The organism is uncultured Propionibacterium sp., assembly GCF_963539965.1.
Taxonomy (GTDB): domain Bacteria; phylum Actinomycetota; class Actinomycetes; order Propionibacteriales; family Propionibacteriaceae; genus Propionibacterium.
In genome coordinates this window covers 1-14,573 of the sequence record NZ_CAUTOU010000056.1, presented here as the reverse complement: position 1 = coordinate 14,573, position 14,573 = coordinate 1, and the positions used below count along the sequence as shown (strand labels likewise).

Annotated in this window: 17 protein-coding genes and 1 pseudogene; 7 read left to right on the top strand and 11 right to left on the bottom strand. The window is 72.1% G+C overall.

All coding sequences use genetic code 11. From position 1 onward, the window contains the following. Positions 1-249: glycerate kinase (locus R2N01_RS09090; RefSeq protein ID WP_316670455.1), on the top strand; the 249-nt coding region annotated here is incomplete at its 5' end. Between the two features lie 41 nt (positions 250-290). Here R2N01_RS09090 and R2N01_RS09085 read toward each other — a convergent pair. Further along, positions 291-1,118 (bottom strand): SDR family NAD(P)-dependent oxidoreductase, encoded by an 828-nt coding sequence (locus tag R2N01_RS09085; RefSeq protein WP_316670453.1) that lies wholly within the window; start codon positions 1,116-1,118, stop codon positions 291-293. 110 nt (positions 1,119-1,228) lie between these two features. On the opposite strand from R2N01_RS09085, the gene R2N01_RS09080 reads away from it, so the two are divergent. The 3 genes from R2N01_RS09080 to R2N01_RS09070 are packed head-to-tail and all read left to right on the top strand — an operon-like array spanning position 1,229 to position 3,404. Next, positions 1,229-2,101, top strand: a complete 873-nt coding sequence (locus R2N01_RS09080) for an ATP-binding cassette domain-containing protein (RefSeq protein WP_316670451.1) — start codon at positions 1,229-1,231, stop codon at positions 2,099-2,101. Continuing rightward, positions 2,098-2,745, top strand: a complete 648-nt coding sequence (locus tag R2N01_RS09075; protein WP_316670449.1) for an ABC transporter permease subunit — start codon at positions 2,098-2,100, stop codon at positions 2,743-2,745. Before R2N01_RS09080 ends, R2N01_RS09075 begins: the two co-directional genes overlap by 4 nt. Continuing rightward, positions 2,742-3,404: an ABC transporter permease gene (locus R2N01_RS09070; RefSeq protein WP_316670448.1), complete on the top strand. Its 663-nt coding sequence runs from the start codon at positions 2,742-2,744 to the stop codon at positions 3,402-3,404. The genes R2N01_RS09075 and R2N01_RS09070 overlap by 4 nt, the downstream gene beginning before the upstream one ends. Positions 3,405-3,422: 18 nt before the next feature. Here R2N01_RS09070 and R2N01_RS09065 read toward each other — a convergent pair whose 3' ends face one another. The 9 genes and pseudogenes from R2N01_RS09065 to R2N01_RS09025 all read right to left on the bottom strand — a co-directional run bounded on the left by R2N01_RS09065 (position 3,423) and on the right by R2N01_RS09025 (position 10,470). Beyond that, a complete protein-coding gene (locus R2N01_RS09065) occupies positions 3,423-4,265 on the bottom strand; it encodes a methyltransferase domain-containing protein (protein ID WP_316670446.1) in 843 nt (280 codons plus the stop codon). Then, entirely contained in the window at positions 4,262-5,440 is a 1,179-nt protein-coding gene (locus tag R2N01_RS09060; protein WP_316670445.1) for a pyridoxal phosphate-dependent aminotransferase, read from the bottom strand. Before R2N01_RS09060 ends, R2N01_RS09065 begins: the two co-directional genes overlap by 4 nt. Positions 5,441-5,675: 235 nt before the next feature. Further along, complete coding sequence (locus tag R2N01_RS09055) at positions 5,676-6,050, bottom strand: FAD-dependent oxidoreductase (protein ID WP_316670444.1); 375 nt, start codon at positions 6,048-6,050, stop codon at positions 5,676-5,678. A gap of 120 nt (positions 6,051-6,170) precedes the next feature. Beyond that, a pseudogene (gene eutH, locus R2N01_RS09050) lies at positions 6,171-7,175 on the bottom strand (ethanolamine utilization protein EutH). A gap of 412 nt (positions 7,176-7,587) precedes the next feature. Beyond that, on the bottom strand, positions 7,588-8,037 hold the full coding sequence (gene rplI, locus R2N01_RS09045) for a 50S ribosomal protein L9 (RefSeq protein WP_316670441.1): 450 nt from the start codon (positions 8,035-8,037) through the stop codon (positions 7,588-7,590). Between the two features lie 17 nt (positions 8,038-8,054). Further along, positions 8,055-8,294 carry a 30S ribosomal protein S18 gene (gene rpsR / locus R2N01_RS09040; protein ID WP_316670440.1) on the bottom strand — a complete coding sequence of 80 codons (240 nt, stop codon included), beginning with the start codon at positions 8,292-8,294 and terminating at the stop codon, positions 8,055-8,057. A 166-nt stretch (positions 8,295-8,460) separates the two neighbouring features. Then, positions 8,461-9,021: a single-stranded DNA-binding protein gene (locus R2N01_RS09035; protein WP_316670439.1), complete on the bottom strand. Its 561-nt coding sequence runs from the start codon at positions 9,019-9,021 to the stop codon at positions 8,461-8,463. Positions 9,022-9,164: 143 nt separating this feature from the next. Continuing rightward, positions 9,165-9,452 (bottom strand): 30S ribosomal protein S6, encoded by a 288-nt coding sequence (gene rpsF / locus R2N01_RS09030; RefSeq protein WP_316670438.1) that lies wholly within the window; start codon positions 9,450-9,452, stop codon positions 9,165-9,167. A gap of 160 nt (positions 9,453-9,612) precedes the next feature. Further along, a complete protein-coding gene (locus R2N01_RS09025) occupies positions 9,613-10,470 on the bottom strand; it encodes an SDR family oxidoreductase (RefSeq protein ID WP_316670436.1) in 858 nt (285 codons plus the stop codon). Between the two features lie 133 nt (positions 10,471-10,603). Here R2N01_RS09025 and R2N01_RS09020 point away from each other — a divergent pair, with 133 nt between their 5' ends. The 3 genes from R2N01_RS09020 to R2N01_RS09010 all read left to right on the top strand — a co-directional run bounded on the left by R2N01_RS09020 (position 10,604) and on the right by R2N01_RS09010 (position 14,097). Next, a complete protein-coding gene (locus tag R2N01_RS09020) occupies positions 10,604-11,584 on the top strand; it encodes a helix-turn-helix transcriptional regulator (protein ID WP_316670435.1) in 981 nt (326 codons plus the stop codon). Next, positions 11,581-12,171 carry an NAD(P)H-binding protein gene (locus R2N01_RS09015; protein WP_316670434.1) on the top strand — a complete coding sequence of 197 codons (591 nt, stop codon included), beginning with the start codon at positions 11,581-11,583 and terminating at the stop codon, positions 12,169-12,171. The genes R2N01_RS09020 and R2N01_RS09015 overlap by 4 nt, the downstream gene beginning before the upstream one ends. A gap of 201 nt (positions 12,172-12,372) precedes the next feature. After that, positions 12,373-14,097 carry a glycerol-3-phosphate dehydrogenase/oxidase gene (locus tag R2N01_RS09010; protein ID WP_316670432.1) on the top strand — a complete coding sequence of 575 codons (1,725 nt, stop codon included), beginning with the start codon at positions 12,373-12,375 and terminating at the stop codon, positions 14,095-14,097. 43 nt (positions 14,098-14,140) lie between these two features. Here the strand turns inward: R2N01_RS09010 and R2N01_RS09005 are convergent, their stop codons facing one another. Next, entirely contained in the window at positions 14,141-14,521 is a 381-nt protein-coding gene (locus R2N01_RS09005) for a rhodanese-like domain-containing protein (protein WP_316670431.1), read from the bottom strand. Positions 14,522-14,573: the final 52 nt, after the last annotated feature.

Here is a 14,573-nt window from a genome sequence, read left to right as displayed (position 1 = left end):
GCCGGGGCCACCGCCGTGCTCACCGGCGGAGGCGCCGCGGATCCCCGGGCGCCCACCGGCGGGACGGTCGCGGACGTCACCGCGGCGGCCCGCGAGTCGGACGTCCCGGTCATCGTCTTCGCCGGGCGCCCCTCCGGGGACGCCCGGACGCCGCTCGATCAGGGCGTCGCCGCCCTCGCACCCGTCACGCCCGAGGGCGGCCAGAACCTGCGCGCCGCGGTGGCGGGCTGGGTGCGCGAACAGTCCTGAACCCGGTCTCAGGCCTCGATGCCGAGCATCTCGAACCGGACTCAGGCCTCGATGCCGAGCATCTCGGCGGTCGTCGCCCAAACGCGTTCCGCGAGCCCGCGGTCGCGCGCCCGGGACGTGGTGCGCGAGCGCCTCGTGCCGGCGTAGTAGCCGCCGGGCGCCCAGTCCTCCCCCGGGCTGCCCTCGGCGAGGAAGACGATGCCCTCGGCCGCCTCGGCGGGCTTGGTCATCACCAGCCGGCCCAGGCGGGAGCGGTACCACCAGCCGAGCCCTCTGCCCACGTCGTGCGCGAAACCGCTGGCGACGATGCCGGGGTGGAGGCAGACGGCGTTGACGCCGAGGGGGCCGAAGCGGCGTTGCAGCTGGCGGGTGAAGACGATGTCGAGCAGCTTCGAGTTGGCATAGGCCCGCATGACCCCCCAGCCCCTCTCGAGCTGGAGGTCGTCCAGGTCGAGTCTGGCGATGCGGTGCGCGACGGAGGACGTGGTGACGACCGACGCCTGGCAGGCGGCGAGCCTGTCCATGAGCAGGTTCGTCAGCAGGAAGGGCGCCAAGTAGTTCACCTGCAGGTCCTGTTCGAAACCGTCGAAGGTGACACGGCGGCGGGCCGCGACGGCGCCGGCGTTGTTGACGAGCACGTCGATGCGCTCGTAGCGCTCGTCCAGCTGGCGGGCCAGCTCGCGCACCTCGTCCAAGTGGTTGAAGTCGGCCAGGAAGTAGTCGGCGCCGATCGGACGGGCGACATCGGCGGTGCGCTGGGGGTTGCGCCCGACGATCACCACCTTCTCGCCCCGCGCGGTGAGCTTCCTGGCGGCCTCGGCACCGATGCCGCCGCTCGCCCCGGTGATGATGATCGTTCGTCCGCTCATGGGAACCAAGTCTACGGGCTGGCGGTGCCGCGGGACCGGAACGCCCGAGCGCCTGCACGTGGCAGTGGACAACGGGCGAGCAGCGCCCGCGCTCACTTAACCTTGAGCGCATGGCCACTGCAGCACCTCCCGCCGGCGCCCCCGCGATCCGCTTCGACGCGGTGAGCAAGATCTTCGCCGGCGGCACGGCGGCCGTGCAGGACTTCTCGCTGACGGCGCCGGCCGGGCGCATCACCGTCCTGGTGGGTCTGTCGGGCTGCGGCAAGACGACCCTGCTGCGCATGGTGAACCGGCTCGTCACGCCGACCTCCGGGCGCATCCTCATCGGGGACCGGGACATCTCCGGCGTCGATCCCGTTGCGCTGCGCCGCTCGATCGGTTACGCCATGCAGAACTCCGGCCTGCTGCCCCACCGCCGCGTGATCGACAACATCGCGACCGTGCCCATGCTGCTCGGCCGGTCCAGGCGGCGGGCCCGCGAGGACGCCTACGAGCTGCTCGTGCGCGTCGGCCTCGACGAGTCCCTGGCCATGCGCTACCCGGGCCGGCTCTCGGGCGGCCAGGCCCAGCGCGTCGGCGTCGCCCGCGCACTGGCCGCCGACCCCGACGTGCTGCTCATGGACGAGCCCTTCGGCGCCGTCGATCCGATCGTTCGCGCCGAGCTGCAGGCCGACCTGGTGAGGCTGCAGGCCGACATCTCCAAGACGATCCTGTTCGTCACCCACGACATCGGCGAGGCCTTCGCGCTCGGCGATCAGATCGTCCTGCTGGCGACCGGCGCGCGCATCGCCCAGGCCGGCCCCGCCCGGGAGTTCATCGCCCACCCGGCGAGCGAGTACGTGTCGGACTTCATCGGCCTGGGAGACGGCGCCAGCTCGCTGTCGATCAGCGAGATCAACGGCGCGCGCATCGTCATGGACGCCAACGGCCGGCCGGTCGGGCGCCTCGACGGGCAGGACGGGATCCCCGGGGGCCGCCCATGACCTGGCTGAACAACAACTGGCCGACGATCTGGTCGGCGACCGGCGACCATCTGGCACTGGCGCTGCCGGCGATCGTCCTCGGCTTCCTCGTCTCGATCCCGGTGGCCTGGCTCGCGCACCGCTACCACTGGACCCGCTTCATGCTCGTCACGCTGGGCAGCCTCATCTACGCGATCCCCTCGCTGCCGCTGCTCATCGTCCTGCCGCTCGTCATCGGCACGAGCGTGCGCGACGACCTGAACGTCGTCGCGGCCCTGTCGATCTACGCCTTCGCGCTCATGATCCGCGCCGCGACGGACGCCCTCGACGCCGTGCCCGCCGATGTGACGACCGCCGCGACGGCGATGGGCCACAACGGTCCGCAGCGCTTCCTCAGGGTGGAGCTCCCCCTGTCGGGGCCGGGCCTGCTGGCGGGCCTGCGCGTCGTCGCCGTGAGCACGATCGCCCTCGTCTCGGTCTCGGGCGTCCTCGGGACGAACTCGCTGGGCATGCTCTTCGTCAACGGCTTCCAGCGCGGCATCCTCGCCGAGGTCATGGCCGGACTGGTCGCCACCGTCGTGCTGGCGGTGACCGTCGATCTGCTGCTCGTCGTGCTGGGGCGCCTCCTGCTGCCCTGGGCGCGCGGGGCGGGGGGCCGTCCGTGAACTGGATCGCCCGGGCCCTCGTCTGGATCGCCGACCCCGCGCACGGCTCGGGGCCCGACGGCATCTGGGCGCTGACCGGCCAGCACCTGGCGATCACCGGCTGGGCCACGCTCGTCTCGGTCGTCATCGGAGTGCCGCTCGGCTACTGCATCGGGCACACCGGCAGGGGGCGCCAGCTCGTCGTCGGGCTCACCGGAGCGGCCCGCGCGCTGCCGGCGATCGGCCTGCTGACGCTCGTGGGGCTGCTGGCCGGCGTCGGGCTGGTGGCCCCGCTCGTCGCGCTGACCGTGCTGGCCATGCCCTCGGTGATCGCCGGCGCCTACTCGGGCATCGGGTCCATCGATCCGGTGACGGTCGACGCGGCCCGCGCGGTGGGCATGTCGGAGGGGCAGGTGCTCGTGAAGGTGGAGATCCCGCTCGGCGCGCCCCAGCTCATCGGCGGGGTGCGCAATGCCGTCGTCCAGGTGATCGCGACGGCCACGCTGGCCGCCTACGTGGGCGGCGGCGGCCTGGGCGTCCTCCTCTTCCGCGGCCTCAAGACGCAGGACTACCCGCAGATGCTCGCCTCGGCGATCATCATCGTGGTGCTGGCGATCGGCATCGACATCCTGCTGGGCCTGGCCGCCCGCGTCGTCGAGCGTCTCGTGAGGCCGGCCTAGGGCAGCAGACGGGGCGGTTCAGTCCCACTCGGGGCTGGCGATGATCTCGCCGTGGGGCATGCAGAACCAGCCGTCCGGGTTGGCGCCCCAGCGCTCCCAGCCCTGCGCGGTCTCCTCGATCTGGGCCGGGCCGCAGCCCTGCTCGGCGGCCTGCCGCGCGAAGTTCGAGCGGCGCACGCGCCGGGCCTGGCTACTGGCCCACCAGGTGCGCGCCGCGTCGTCGGCGTAGGTCCACGTGGAGGACCCGGCGCTGATCACGCGCAGCCCGGCCGTGTTCGCCCACGAGAGCAGGCGGCGTCCGGCGTCCGGCTCTCCGCCGTGGGCGCGGGCGCCGATGCTGTAGATCTCGCGCCAGCGCTCCAGCGCCGTACTGGCGGGGAACCAGGTCATGCCCGCGTAGTCGGCGTCGCGCGCCACGACGATGCCGCCGGGCGCGCACAACTGGCCCATGGTCTGCAGCACCGCGACGGGGTCGGCCACGTGCTGGAGCAATTGGTGGGCGTGGACGACGTCGAAGCGGCCCCGCTCCAGCGGCGGGTCGAAGACATCGCCGACGAGGAAGCGCGTGCGCCCGTCCCCTCTCGCCGCGGCGGCCCGGCGGGCCGCCGCGACAGCGGCCAGGGCGAAGTCGACGCCGACCACCCGGCCGGTCGGGCCGACGATCCCGGCCAGGTCGAGACTGATCGACCCGGGGCCGCAGCCCAGGTCGAGGATCCTGTCGCCGGGCTCGACCAGGTCGAGGAAGTAGGCGCAGCTGTTCGCCGCGGTGCGGGTGGCGTGCGAGGCGAGCACGCTCGGATCGTGGCCGTGGCTGTAGTCCAGCGCGGGGTCGTCCGTCCCGGGTCCCCTCACGGCGCTCACCCGTACTCCGCGAGCCCGGCCAGGCGCCGGCCCGCCTCGGCGAGCACCTCGTCGGCGCGGGCGAAGTGGAGACGGACCCAGTTGTTCACCGGGTCGTGGAAGAAGCTCGAGCCGGGCACGGCGGCGACACCGATCTCGTGGATCATCCAGGTGCAGAAGTCCAGGTCGGTCATGCCCGCGAAGCGCGGGTCCTGCAGGAGCCGCGCGATGTCGACCATGACGAAGTAGGTGCCCTGCGGACGGTTGTAGTCCAGGGCCGCGGCATCCAGCCCGGCGCAGAGGATGCCGCGCTTGCGCGTGTACTCGTCCCGCAGCCACGCGTAGTACTCGGGCCCCTGCCGCAGGCCGACGACGGCGGCCTCCTGCAGCGGGGCGGCGGCGCCGACGGTGAGGAAGTCGTGCACCTTGCGGGCGCCCTCGATGACCTCGGCGGGGCCGATGAGGAAGCCGAGGCGCCAGCCGGTCATCGAGTAGGTCTTGGACAGGGAGTTGCAGCAGATGGTGCGCCCGGCCATGCCGGGCAGGGAGGCCATCGTCACGTGCTCGTTGTCGTCGAAGACGATGTGCTCGTAGACCTCGTCGGTGATGACGAAGGCATCGTACCGCCTGGCCAGATCGGCGATGGTCGCCAGCTCGTCGCGGCCGAGGACGCGGCCGGTCGGGTTCGAGGGATTGCAGACGATGATCGCCCTGGCGCCGGCCGCGAAGGCCCGTTCGAGTTCGCCGGGGTCGAAGGTGAAGGACGGCGGGCGCAGCGGGACGAAGACGGCCCGCGCGCCGGACAGCAGGGCGTCGGCGCCGTAGTTCTCGTAGAAGGGGCTGAAGACGATGACCCGGTCGCCGGGGTCGCAGACGGTCATGACAGCGGCCATCATGGCCTCGGTGCCGCCGCAGGTGACGCAGATCTGCGAGTCCGGGTCGACCCGGCGGCCGACGCCCGGACCGTACTTGTCGGCGATGGCCTCCCGGATGTTCTGGGCGCCCCAGGTCGTCGAGTACTGGTGGGGCCCCTCGTGGGCCACCTGCGCCAGGCGGTCCATGACGGCGGGCGGCGGCCGCCAGTCGGGGAACCCCTGGGACAGGTTGATCGAACCGGGCACCGAATCGTTGATCCTGGTCATGCGCCGGATGACCGAGTCGGTGAAGGCGCCGACTCGGCTGCTGAGACTGGGCATGGGCCTCCTTCCGCCACGGGCGAGTCTGCCACTCGTCGGCGCGCACGGCACATCGTCGTGCGCGGTCCGGCGCGGAGCCGCCGCCCAGCGGGGCACCTCGCTCCCGTCATGCCGTTCCGGCCCGTCCCTCACCTCACCCCGATGGTGACATCGCCCCCGGCCGGATCCACCCCGTCGAGGAGACCGGCCGGGATGCGGAACGCCCGACCGGGCGCCATGGGCCAGCAGCGGCCGCTCATCGCGCGGGTGCGGCGCCGCAGGCCCAGCACGTGCTCGCTACGGCCAGAGCGGAGGTGAGCCCGGTCGAGCGGATCCCGGCCGTTATCACATAGCGCTGCGACTCGTCGGCCTCGAGGAGGTAGTCGGCGAGATCGTGGGCCGCACGCAGCCCGGCGTACGCGTCGCTGATCTCCTCCCGTCGGAGCTCGGGGACGATCCTGTGGCACTTCTCCTGGAGGAAGCCGAAGCCGCCCCGCTTAATTGCGGTGTCGGTCCGGTCCTCCATGTCCTCGGCCGTCGGCCCCACCGTGATGTTGCCGAAGATCGTGGGTGAGACGAGCATGCCCTTGCCCATCCTGGAGGGCGCGGCCAGCACGATCCGGTCGGCCACCCTGCACGTCGTCGCGGGCGTCCAGCAGACCCGCCCGGTTCCCGCTCCCCGCCAGGCCACGGGCGATGGCGGACCCTACGACCCCTGCGCCGATGACGACGACGTCGAACACCGATTCGTTCACTCCTCCCCCTCCGCCTCCGCCGGAAGCGCGCCGACGGTCCTCGAATCCCGTTCGGTCCGGTACGGGGCATCGGGCCCCTCGTCCCCGGGACGGCAGGCGGGGTAACGACGGCGCGCGATGGCGCAGGCGACCAGCACCGCCACTGCGGCCGCCGCGAGCTCGCCGGTGATCGTGGGGGCGATCATCCGGGGCGCCACGCCGGCGGTGAACCCGAGATGGTCCCAGCACGGCCATGGCCGAGATCGACCACGCGGTGCTGAGGAAGACCCCCGCCGGTCCATGTCCTTCATCATCTGGAACGTGGGGATGGCGTCGGCCATGGTGACCACGGAACCGCCCGAGGCCACCTCGTTGATCCCGAGCACCCGGCCGAAGGAGGCCAGTGGCCGTCCGCCGACCCTGACGATCAAGTCCATGAGTACGAACGCGCCCATGAGGAACAGGCAGATCTGCGCGACGATCGTCATGCCGTCCATCACGGGGGGCGAGTTCTCAGCCGGCCGGCATGGCCCCCGCTCCGTGAGGAACTCGAAGGAGCCGACGGCGAGAGCGAGCGAGATGATCACCACGAGGAACTTTCCGAGCACGAGGAAACCCTTCGTCATCGCATCGGGAACGCGCCACAGGCCGATCGCGATGAGAACAGCGGCGAGCACGATCGGCACCAGATTGGCGAGCACCATGACGACGGGGAATCCTGCCACCAGGACGCCGGCCGGGACCCCGACGGGAATGGTGACCACGCCCACGAGCACGCCATTGGCGAACTCGGAGCGGTAGCGCGCATCCACGATGCCCAGATCGTGAAGACGACCGTGCACCCCATCATCGCGGCCAGCACGGTCCCGGCGAGAAGACCCGCCTGCTCGTTCTCGGCCATGGCCGCCGCCAAGGGGCACCCCCATGTCATTGACCAGCAGGGTCCCGGCGAACATGGACGGGTCGGCGCCGAGGAAGCGGTGCACCGGGACGATCATCGGCTTCAGCAGCTTCGCCGGCACCGGGGCCAGCGAGGACCGTGCCCACCATCGACAGGGCAAGGGACCCGAAGGTGCTCATGCCCTCCTCCAGCTCGGCCCCCAGCCCGAACCTTGCTCCCCGCCGCCCGGTCGATCGCGCCGATGGCGAGGAAGATCGCCACGATCACGACGAGCGCCCGGTTGACGCTCATGGTTCGGCCGCCAGGCCCGTCTCCACCGCACGCCGCCAGCGGACGCCCCGTCGACAGGGTCATCCCGCTCAGGGAGGCTCCGGCCTTCGGCCTCCACCACGGCGCGGCGAGCCCCGCGAAGGAGGGCACGAACAGGACCCCTCGGAGGATTCGAAGGCGCGGCGAAGCGGGGAGCGCCCGCAGCACAGCACTGCGGCCGCGTCCCACGTGGGACGCGGCCGCAGTGGCCATCGGGAGGACCGTCAGCCGGCGGCGACGACCTCGATGTCGAGGCGCATCTTCACGGCGTCCGTGAGCCGGACCTGGACGGAGTGGTTGCCGAGGCGCTTGATCGGCTTCAACGGCTTGATCGCGCGCTTGTCGAGTGCCGGGCCGCCGGCCCTCTTGACGGCGACGGCGACGTCGGAGCCGGTGACGGCGCCGAACAGCTTGCCGGACACCGAGACATTGGCCGGGACCCGGACGGTCAGGGCCTCGAGCTGCTCGCGCAGCTGCAGTGCGTGCTCGTTGTCGCGGATGACGCGCGCGTTGCGCGCACGCCGGATGCCCTCGATCTGCTTCGCGGTGCCGCGGTTGTAGGCGATCGCATGGCCCTGGGGCAGCAGGTAGTTGCGGCCGTAGCCGTCCCTGACCTCGACGACATCGCCGGCCTCGCCGAGATGCTGGACGGCAGTGGTGAGAATGAGCTTCATGTCAGCGTTTCCCCTTCTCAGCGGCTGCTCGAGGTGTAGGGCAGCAGGGCCATCTCGCGTGCATTCTTGATCGCGATGGCGACCTTGCGCTGGTCCTGGACGGACAGCCCGGTCACGCGGCGGGCGCGGATCTTGCCGCGCTCGGAGATGAACTTGCGCAGCGTGGCGGTGTCCTTGTAGTCGATATTCGCGACGTGGGTCGTCTTGATGGGGGCGACCTTCTTCTTGTTCACAGACTTGCGCTGTGGACCGGCCATTGTGGTGCTCCTTCTGTTGCGCGGGCCCGCCGCTGGGGGCGGCCCCGTGAGCCCGGTGTTCCATCACCGGAATGTGCCTTGATGTTTGATGGGATGTCTGATGTCCCGTGTTCGATGGGACGGCGCTGGGCCCCGGCCTCACCCGGTGGTGGGGCCGGGCCGACGGTCAGAACGGCGGTTCGTCGCTCTGGGCATTGGCCCACGGGTCGTTGACCTGCTGGGACTGGTTGCCGCCCTGCGGAGCCTGGCCCCAGTCCTGCTGACCGCCGGAGGCCTGCTGGGGCCGGTGGCCGGGCTGGGCGCTGCCGGCACCGTACGAGGACTGGGCCCCGGAGCCGCTGTTCTGCTGCCAGCCACCACCCGAGGGGGTGCGCGTCACACGGGCGGTGGCATAGCGCAGCGAGGGGCCGATCTCATCGACCTGCACCTCGAAGACCGTGCGGCGGTTGCCCTCGCGGTCGTCGTAGCTGCGGGCCCGCAGCCGACCCTGCACGACGACGCGCATGCCCTTGGTCAGCGACTCGGCCACGTTCTCCGCGGCCTGACGCCACACCGAGCAGTTGAGGAACATCGCCTCGCCGTCGCGCCACTCGTTGTTCTGACGGTCGAAGGTGCGCGGCGTGGACGCCACCGTGAAATTGGCGACCGCCGCTCCCGAGGGGGTGAAGCGCAACTCGGGATCGGCGGTGAGATTGCCGACGAGTGTGATCTGGGTCTCGCCTGCCATGTGTGCCTTCTCTCTGTCCGTGACTGGTGTGCCTGATCCTTGACGTGCCCGTCCTCGACCGGCGCCCGGATGCGGCTGACGTGAATTCAGTGTGTCCCGGGTCACTGCATGTTCTCCGGTCCCGGCCCCTGAGGGGACCCGGATCAGGCGTCGGTGCGGAGGACCTTGGTGCGAAGAATCTGCTCGTCGATCGACATCAGACGGTCGACCTCGGCGACGGCCGCGGGCTCGGCGGTCACATTGCAGACCACGTAGTGGCCCTCTGTCTTCTTGTCGATCGGGTAGGCCAGATGGCGACGGCCCCAGACGTCGACGTTGTCGACGGTGGCGCCTTCGGCCGCCAGGCGCTGGCCGTACTTGTCGACGATGGGCTGCAGCTGGCGCTCATCGACGTCGGGGCTGATGATGGCCATGATCTCGTACTTGCGCATTGCGAACTCCACCTCCTTCGGTCTCGGCGGCCATGGGAGGGTCCCATGGCAGGAGGGCGAATGCTCGGCCGGGCGCCGGTGCGCACGACCGGGGACCGAGTCTACGCGACGACAGCCGGATTGGCTAAGCCGCCGGCGCACCGTCCCGGAACGGTGCGCCTCATCTCCCGGGGGTGGGCGCCTCGGAGCCGAGGGGGCCGTAGAAGAAGGATGCGGTGGAGCCGCCGTCGGCGAGGATGTCGCTGCCGGTGATGAAGGCCCCCTGCCGTCCGAGGAGCAGCTCGCCGATCGCCGCGATCTCGTCGGGGGTGCCCGCCCGGCCGGCGGGCGACAGGTCCAGCATGCGCCGGTAGCCGGCCCCGCGCTGACCGTTGAGCTCGTCGCGGGCCAGCGGAGTCATGACGATGCCGGGGCTGATCGCGTTCACCCGGGCGCCCCGCTCGCCCCAGCGCACCGCCTCGGCGGCCACCCGCAGCGCATTGGCCCGCTTGGACAGCTGGTAGGCGTGCAGTCCGTCGGTGATCCGGTCCAGGGCCAACAGCGGCAGATCGAGCAGCTCCTCGGCGGGAGTGGTCGCCAGGAGCCGGTCCTCGTCGGGGGTGAGCGCGGGCAGACGGTGCCCCGACTGCGACGAGATCACCACGGCCGCGCCGCCGGGTGCGACGACGGTGCCGAAGACCTCGAGGACGACGGCCGTGCCGTACAGGTCGACCCTGAGGACCTGCTCGGGACTGGTCTGGGAGGCCGACACCCCGGCGGCATGGATCAGGGCCTTGACCTCGCCCCGCGCCCCCGCCGTGTCGGCCAGCTCGGTCACGGACCGCCGCGAGGAGATGTCGACTCGTGCGGCGCTGGCGTCGAAGCCGGCGTCCATGAAGTCCTCGACGGTGCGCTGCGCGTGCCCCGGGTCGAGGTCGGCCAGCACCACGTGCCGTCCGGAACCGACGCGCCGGGCGATGGCCTGGCCGATCAGGCCGGCACCGATGACGACGACGACCTCACTCGTCTTCTCACTCATTTTTCTCCGTCCTTCCGTTGCTGCTGGAGCGTTCCCCACGTTAGGCGCGGCATCCGGACGGGAGGAGGCAGCGGCGCGGGGGGAACCGCCAGTGCCTGTCCGACCGCGCCAAGGCCCTTGTACCCTGAGTCGCATGACGGCGCGCAGCGAGCTCAGCGACTTCCTGGTCGCGCGGCGGAGCAGGCTGGGCCCCTCGCAGGCCGGGCTGCCCGCGACCGGCGGCAGGCGGCGGGTCCCCGGGCTGCGCCGCGAGGAAGTGGCCTCCCTGGCCGGGATCAGCGTCGAGTACTACATCAGGCTGGAGCGGGGCACTCCCGGACGCGTCTCGGAGGAGGTGCTCGACTCCGTGAGCCGAGCCCTCCGGCTCGGCCCGGACGAGCACGACCACCTGGTGCGGCTGGTGCGCGCGGCCTCGCCCCTCGGCACGGACGCCCGGCGCCGGGCAGCGAGCCGGCCGGCGCCGACCGACACGATACGGCCCGCACTCCAACGGATGCTCGATCTGCTGCCCGCGCCCGCCTACGTGCGCAATGCCCGGTTCGACATCCTCGCCAGCAACGTCATGGGGCGCGCGCTCTACCAGCCGGTCTTCGACTCGCCCACCGCCAGCGCCGACGGCCGCCCCAACACCGCGCGCTACGCCTTCCTCGACCCGGGGGCGCCCGGTTTCTTCGTGCACTGCTCGCAGGTCCGCGGCGACATCGTGGCCCATCTCCACTTCGAGGCCGCCAGGTCCCCGTACGACAGGGACCTGAGCGATCTGATCGGACAGCTGTGCACCAGGTCGGAGCCCTTCGGGGCGTTGTGGGCCGAACAGAACGTGCGGCCCCACCGCGCGGGGACGAAGCTCCTGCACCACCCGGTCGTGGGCCGGCTCGCCCTGGACTTCGAGGCGCTCGACGTCGCCGCCGACCAGGGCCTGCGCCTCAACGTCTGCACCGCCGACCCCGGTTCGCCCGCCGACGAGAGCCTCGCGCTGCTGGCCAGCTGGGCGGGGCGGGCCGCCCGTACCGGAGACGGGGGCCGGCCCCCGCGCGCGGGTCCGTGCCACGCGGCCGCCCGCCAGGGCCCACCGGATCAGGACGGAACAACGACACGGCAGGACATGGCATGAAGAAGATCCTCATCATCGGCGCAGCGGGACAGATCGCCCGGGTCGCCACCCGTGAGCTGCTGGCCCGGACCGACAGCCACCTCACCCTGTTCGCCCGCGACACCCACGGGCTGCCCACCACGCCCCGGGAGCGCATCACCCTCGTCCGGGGCGACGCGCTGGACCCCGAGGCGGTCGCGGCGGCCGTACGAGGGCAGGACCTCGTCTACGTGAACCTGTCGGGGCCGCTCGACGAGGCCGCCCGGGTGATCGTCGACGCCATGCGGGCCGAGGGCGTCCGGCGCCTGGTCTTCGTCAGCTCCATGGGCATCTACGACGAGATCCCCGGGGAGCGCTCCGGAGCCGTGCTCGACCCCTACCGGCGCGCCGCCGCCGTGGTGGAGGGCGCGGGGCTCGATCACACGATGATCCGGCCCGCCTGGCTGGACGACTCCGACGAGATCGCCTACGGGACGACCCACCGCCATGAGCCCTTCCGCAACGCGGCCCGCACGGTGTCGCGCCGCAGCGTCGCCGACCTCCTCGTCCGCATCGTCCAGGATGAGCAGCTGGGCATGCGCGACAGCCTCGGGGTCCATCACACCTGAGCACCGCCGCCGTCCGCTGCAGAGCTCGGGACGGCCGGCGGGGGTCCCCCGCCGGGCCCACGAGCCGGGCGAGCCCGTCCGTTCGTGAGACAAGCCTTGCCTTGCACTTCCGTGCGGGATCATTGTGCGCGGCGCCGCTCGGGCCAAGACTCGGACGCCGAGGAGCGCATCCGCATTCCCGCGAACTGCGAAGGAGCATTCATGGACACGTCCCGCCGCGACTCGGCACTCACCAACGAACAGCGCGCCCGGGCCCTCGAGGAGCTGAGCGCCCCCGAGGGTCTTGACATCCTCGTCGTCGGCGGCGGTGTGACGGGGGCGGGCATCGCCCTGGACGCCGCTGCGCGTGGCCTGCGCACCGGCATCGTCGAGATGGGCGACTGGGCCTCCGGCACCTCGAGCTGGTCGTCCAAGCTCGTCCACGGCGGTCTGCGCTACCTCTACCAGCTCGACTTCGCCCTCGTGCACGAGGCGCTGACCGAGCGCGGCCGACTGCTCACCCGCAACGCCCCGCACCTGGTCAAGGCCCAGCCCTTCCTGTGGCCCCTCAAGCACGAGTACGAGCGCGTCTACTCCGCGGTCGGCGTCGGCATGTACGACGCCCTGGCCGTCGCCGGCGCCCACGGGCACCGGACCGTGCCGCTGCAGCAGCACCTGACCCGCAAGGGCACCGCCGCCCTCGCCCCGGCCCTCGACACCGGCAAGCTGGCCGGCGCCATCCGCTTCTACGACGCCCGCGTCGACGACTCGCGCCTGGTCATCGACCTGGTCCGCACGGCCGTCTCCCACGGCGCCGCCGCCGCGAACCGCACCAGGGTCACCGGCTATCTCAAGGACGACCACGGCCACGTCGTCGGCGCCCGGGTCGTCGACCTGGCCACCGGCGCCGAGCACGACATCCGCGCCGCCCAGACCATCAACGCGACCGGCGTGTGGACCGAGCAGACGCAGGACCTGGCCACCTCCGACGGCGGTCTGAAGGTGCTCGCCTCGAAGGGCATCCACATCGTCCTGCCCAAGGAGGCCATCGACGCCGAGACCGGCATCTTCCTGCGCACCGAGAAGTCGGTCCTGTTCATCATCCCGTGGCAGCGCTACTGGGTCATCGGCACCACCGACACCCCGTGGGAGGGCGACGTCGCCAAGCCGGTCGCCACGAGCGCCGACATCGACTACGTGCTCGACCACGCCAACGAGGTGCTGGCCGACAAGATCACCCGCGGGGACATCATCGGCGTCTACGCCGGTCTGCGCCCGCTGCTGCAGCCCCAGCTCAAGCCCGGCTCGGAGGCCTCCTCGGCCAGGATCTCCCGCGAGCACACGGTCAGCCGTGTCGTGCCGGGCCTGACCTCGATCGCCGGCGGCAAACTGACGACTTACCGCGTCATGGCCGCCGACGCCGTCGATTTCGCGCTCGGCGAGGCGGGGGCCCACGCCCACCCGTGCACCACCCAGGACCTGCAGCTCGTCGGCGCCCCCCGGTACCACGAGCTGGCGGCCCGCGCCGGCGACATCGCCCGCGAGCGCGGCTGGACGCTGGCCCGCGTCACGCACCTGCTCGACCGCTACGGCGACGAGACGGCCGACCTGCTGGCCACCATCGACGCCGACCCGGGCCTGGGCGCGCCGCTGGCCGCCGCGCCCGCCTTCCTGCGCGCCGAGGTCGCATGGGCCGTCACCCACGAGGGCGCCGCCCACCTGGACGACATCCTGCTGCGCCGCGTCCGTCTCGACCTCGAGCAGCGCGACCGCGGCCTGGGCGCCGCCGACGAGGTCATCGAGGTCGCCGGCCCGCTGCTGGGCTGGGGCGCCGAGGAGACCGCGTCCGAGAAGCAGGCCTACGCCGAGCGCGTGGCCGAGATCGCCGCGGCCGAGGCCGAGCAGACCGACGAGGCCGCCGTGGCGCACATGACCAGGCCGGTCTGACAGCTCGTCCCGGGGCGGCTCCGCCCCGGGACGTTCGTCCGCCTCAGCGCGACGGACCGGGGACGAGCACCTGGCCGTCCCGGGTCCAGGCCACGAGCCCGCCGGCGAGGGCCGAGGCGTCGAAGCCGCCCCGACGCAGGACGCGCGCGGCCCGCCCCGCGCGGGAGCCGGTGGAGCTGACGACGATGATGGGCCTGTCCGTTTCGGCCAGCGGATCGTCCCCCCAGATGGCGTCGACAGGCGAGGCGGCGAGCGCCCTCGAGTCGGCCAGGCGGGCCCCGGGCATGTGTCCGCGCTCGTACTCACGGCGGCCGCGCACGTCGACGACCACCGCGCCGGACGCCATCAGGTGCAGCGCCGACGCGACGTCGATCTGATCCTCGGCGGCCCCATCGCCGCCGTCCTTCCCGCGAAACCAGGCCATGGCGCGATTCTAGGTTCGTCCGCCCCACGCGCGTCGCCGCCCCGGGCCCTCC

Coding starts and splice junctions, on each gene's coding strand:
- R2N01_RS09020 (WP_316670435.1), top strand. CDS start 10,604: ATGACGGCGCGCAGCGAGCTCAGCGACTTCCTGGTCGCGCGGCGGAGC.
- rplI (WP_316670441.1), bottom strand. CDS start 8,037: ATGAAGCTCATTCTCACCACTGCCGTCCAGCATCTCGGCGAGGCCGGC.
- R2N01_RS09035 (WP_316670439.1), bottom strand. CDS start 9,021: ATGGCAGGCGAGACCCAGATCACACTCGTCGGCAATCTCACCGCCGAT.
- rpsR (WP_316670440.1), bottom strand. CDS start 8,294: ATGGCCGGTCCACAGCGCAAGTCTGTGAACAAGAAGAAGGTCGCCCCC.
- R2N01_RS09075 (WP_316670449.1), top strand. CDS start 2,098: ATGACCTGGCTGAACAACAACTGGCCGACGATCTGGTCGGCGACCGGC.
- R2N01_RS09060 (WP_316670445.1), bottom strand. CDS start 5,440: ATGCCCAGTCTCAGCAGCCGAGTCGGCGCCTTCACCGACTCGGTCATC.
- rpsF (WP_316670438.1), bottom strand. CDS start 9,452: ATGCGCAAGTACGAGATCATGGCCATCATCAGCCCCGACGTCGATGAG.
- R2N01_RS09080 (WP_316670451.1), top strand. CDS start 1,229: ATGGCCACTGCAGCACCTCCCGCCGGCGCCCCCGCGATCCGCTTCGAC.
- R2N01_RS09005 (WP_316670431.1), bottom strand. CDS start 14,521: ATGGCCTGGTTTCGCGGGAAGGACGGCGGCGATGGGGCCGCCGAGGAT.
- R2N01_RS09085 (WP_316670453.1), bottom strand. CDS start 1,118: ATGAGCGGACGAACGATCATCATCACCGGGGCGAGCGGCGGCATCGGT.
- R2N01_RS09010 (WP_316670432.1), top strand. CDS start 12,373: ATGGACACGTCCCGCCGCGACTCGGCACTCACCAACGAACAGCGCGCC.
- R2N01_RS09025 (WP_316670436.1), bottom strand. CDS start 10,470: ATGAGTGAGAAGACGAGTGAGGTCGTCGTCGTCATCGGTGCCGGCCTG.
- R2N01_RS09015 (WP_316670434.1), top strand. CDS start 11,581: ATGAAGAAGATCCTCATCATCGGCGCAGCGGGACAGATCGCCCGGGTC.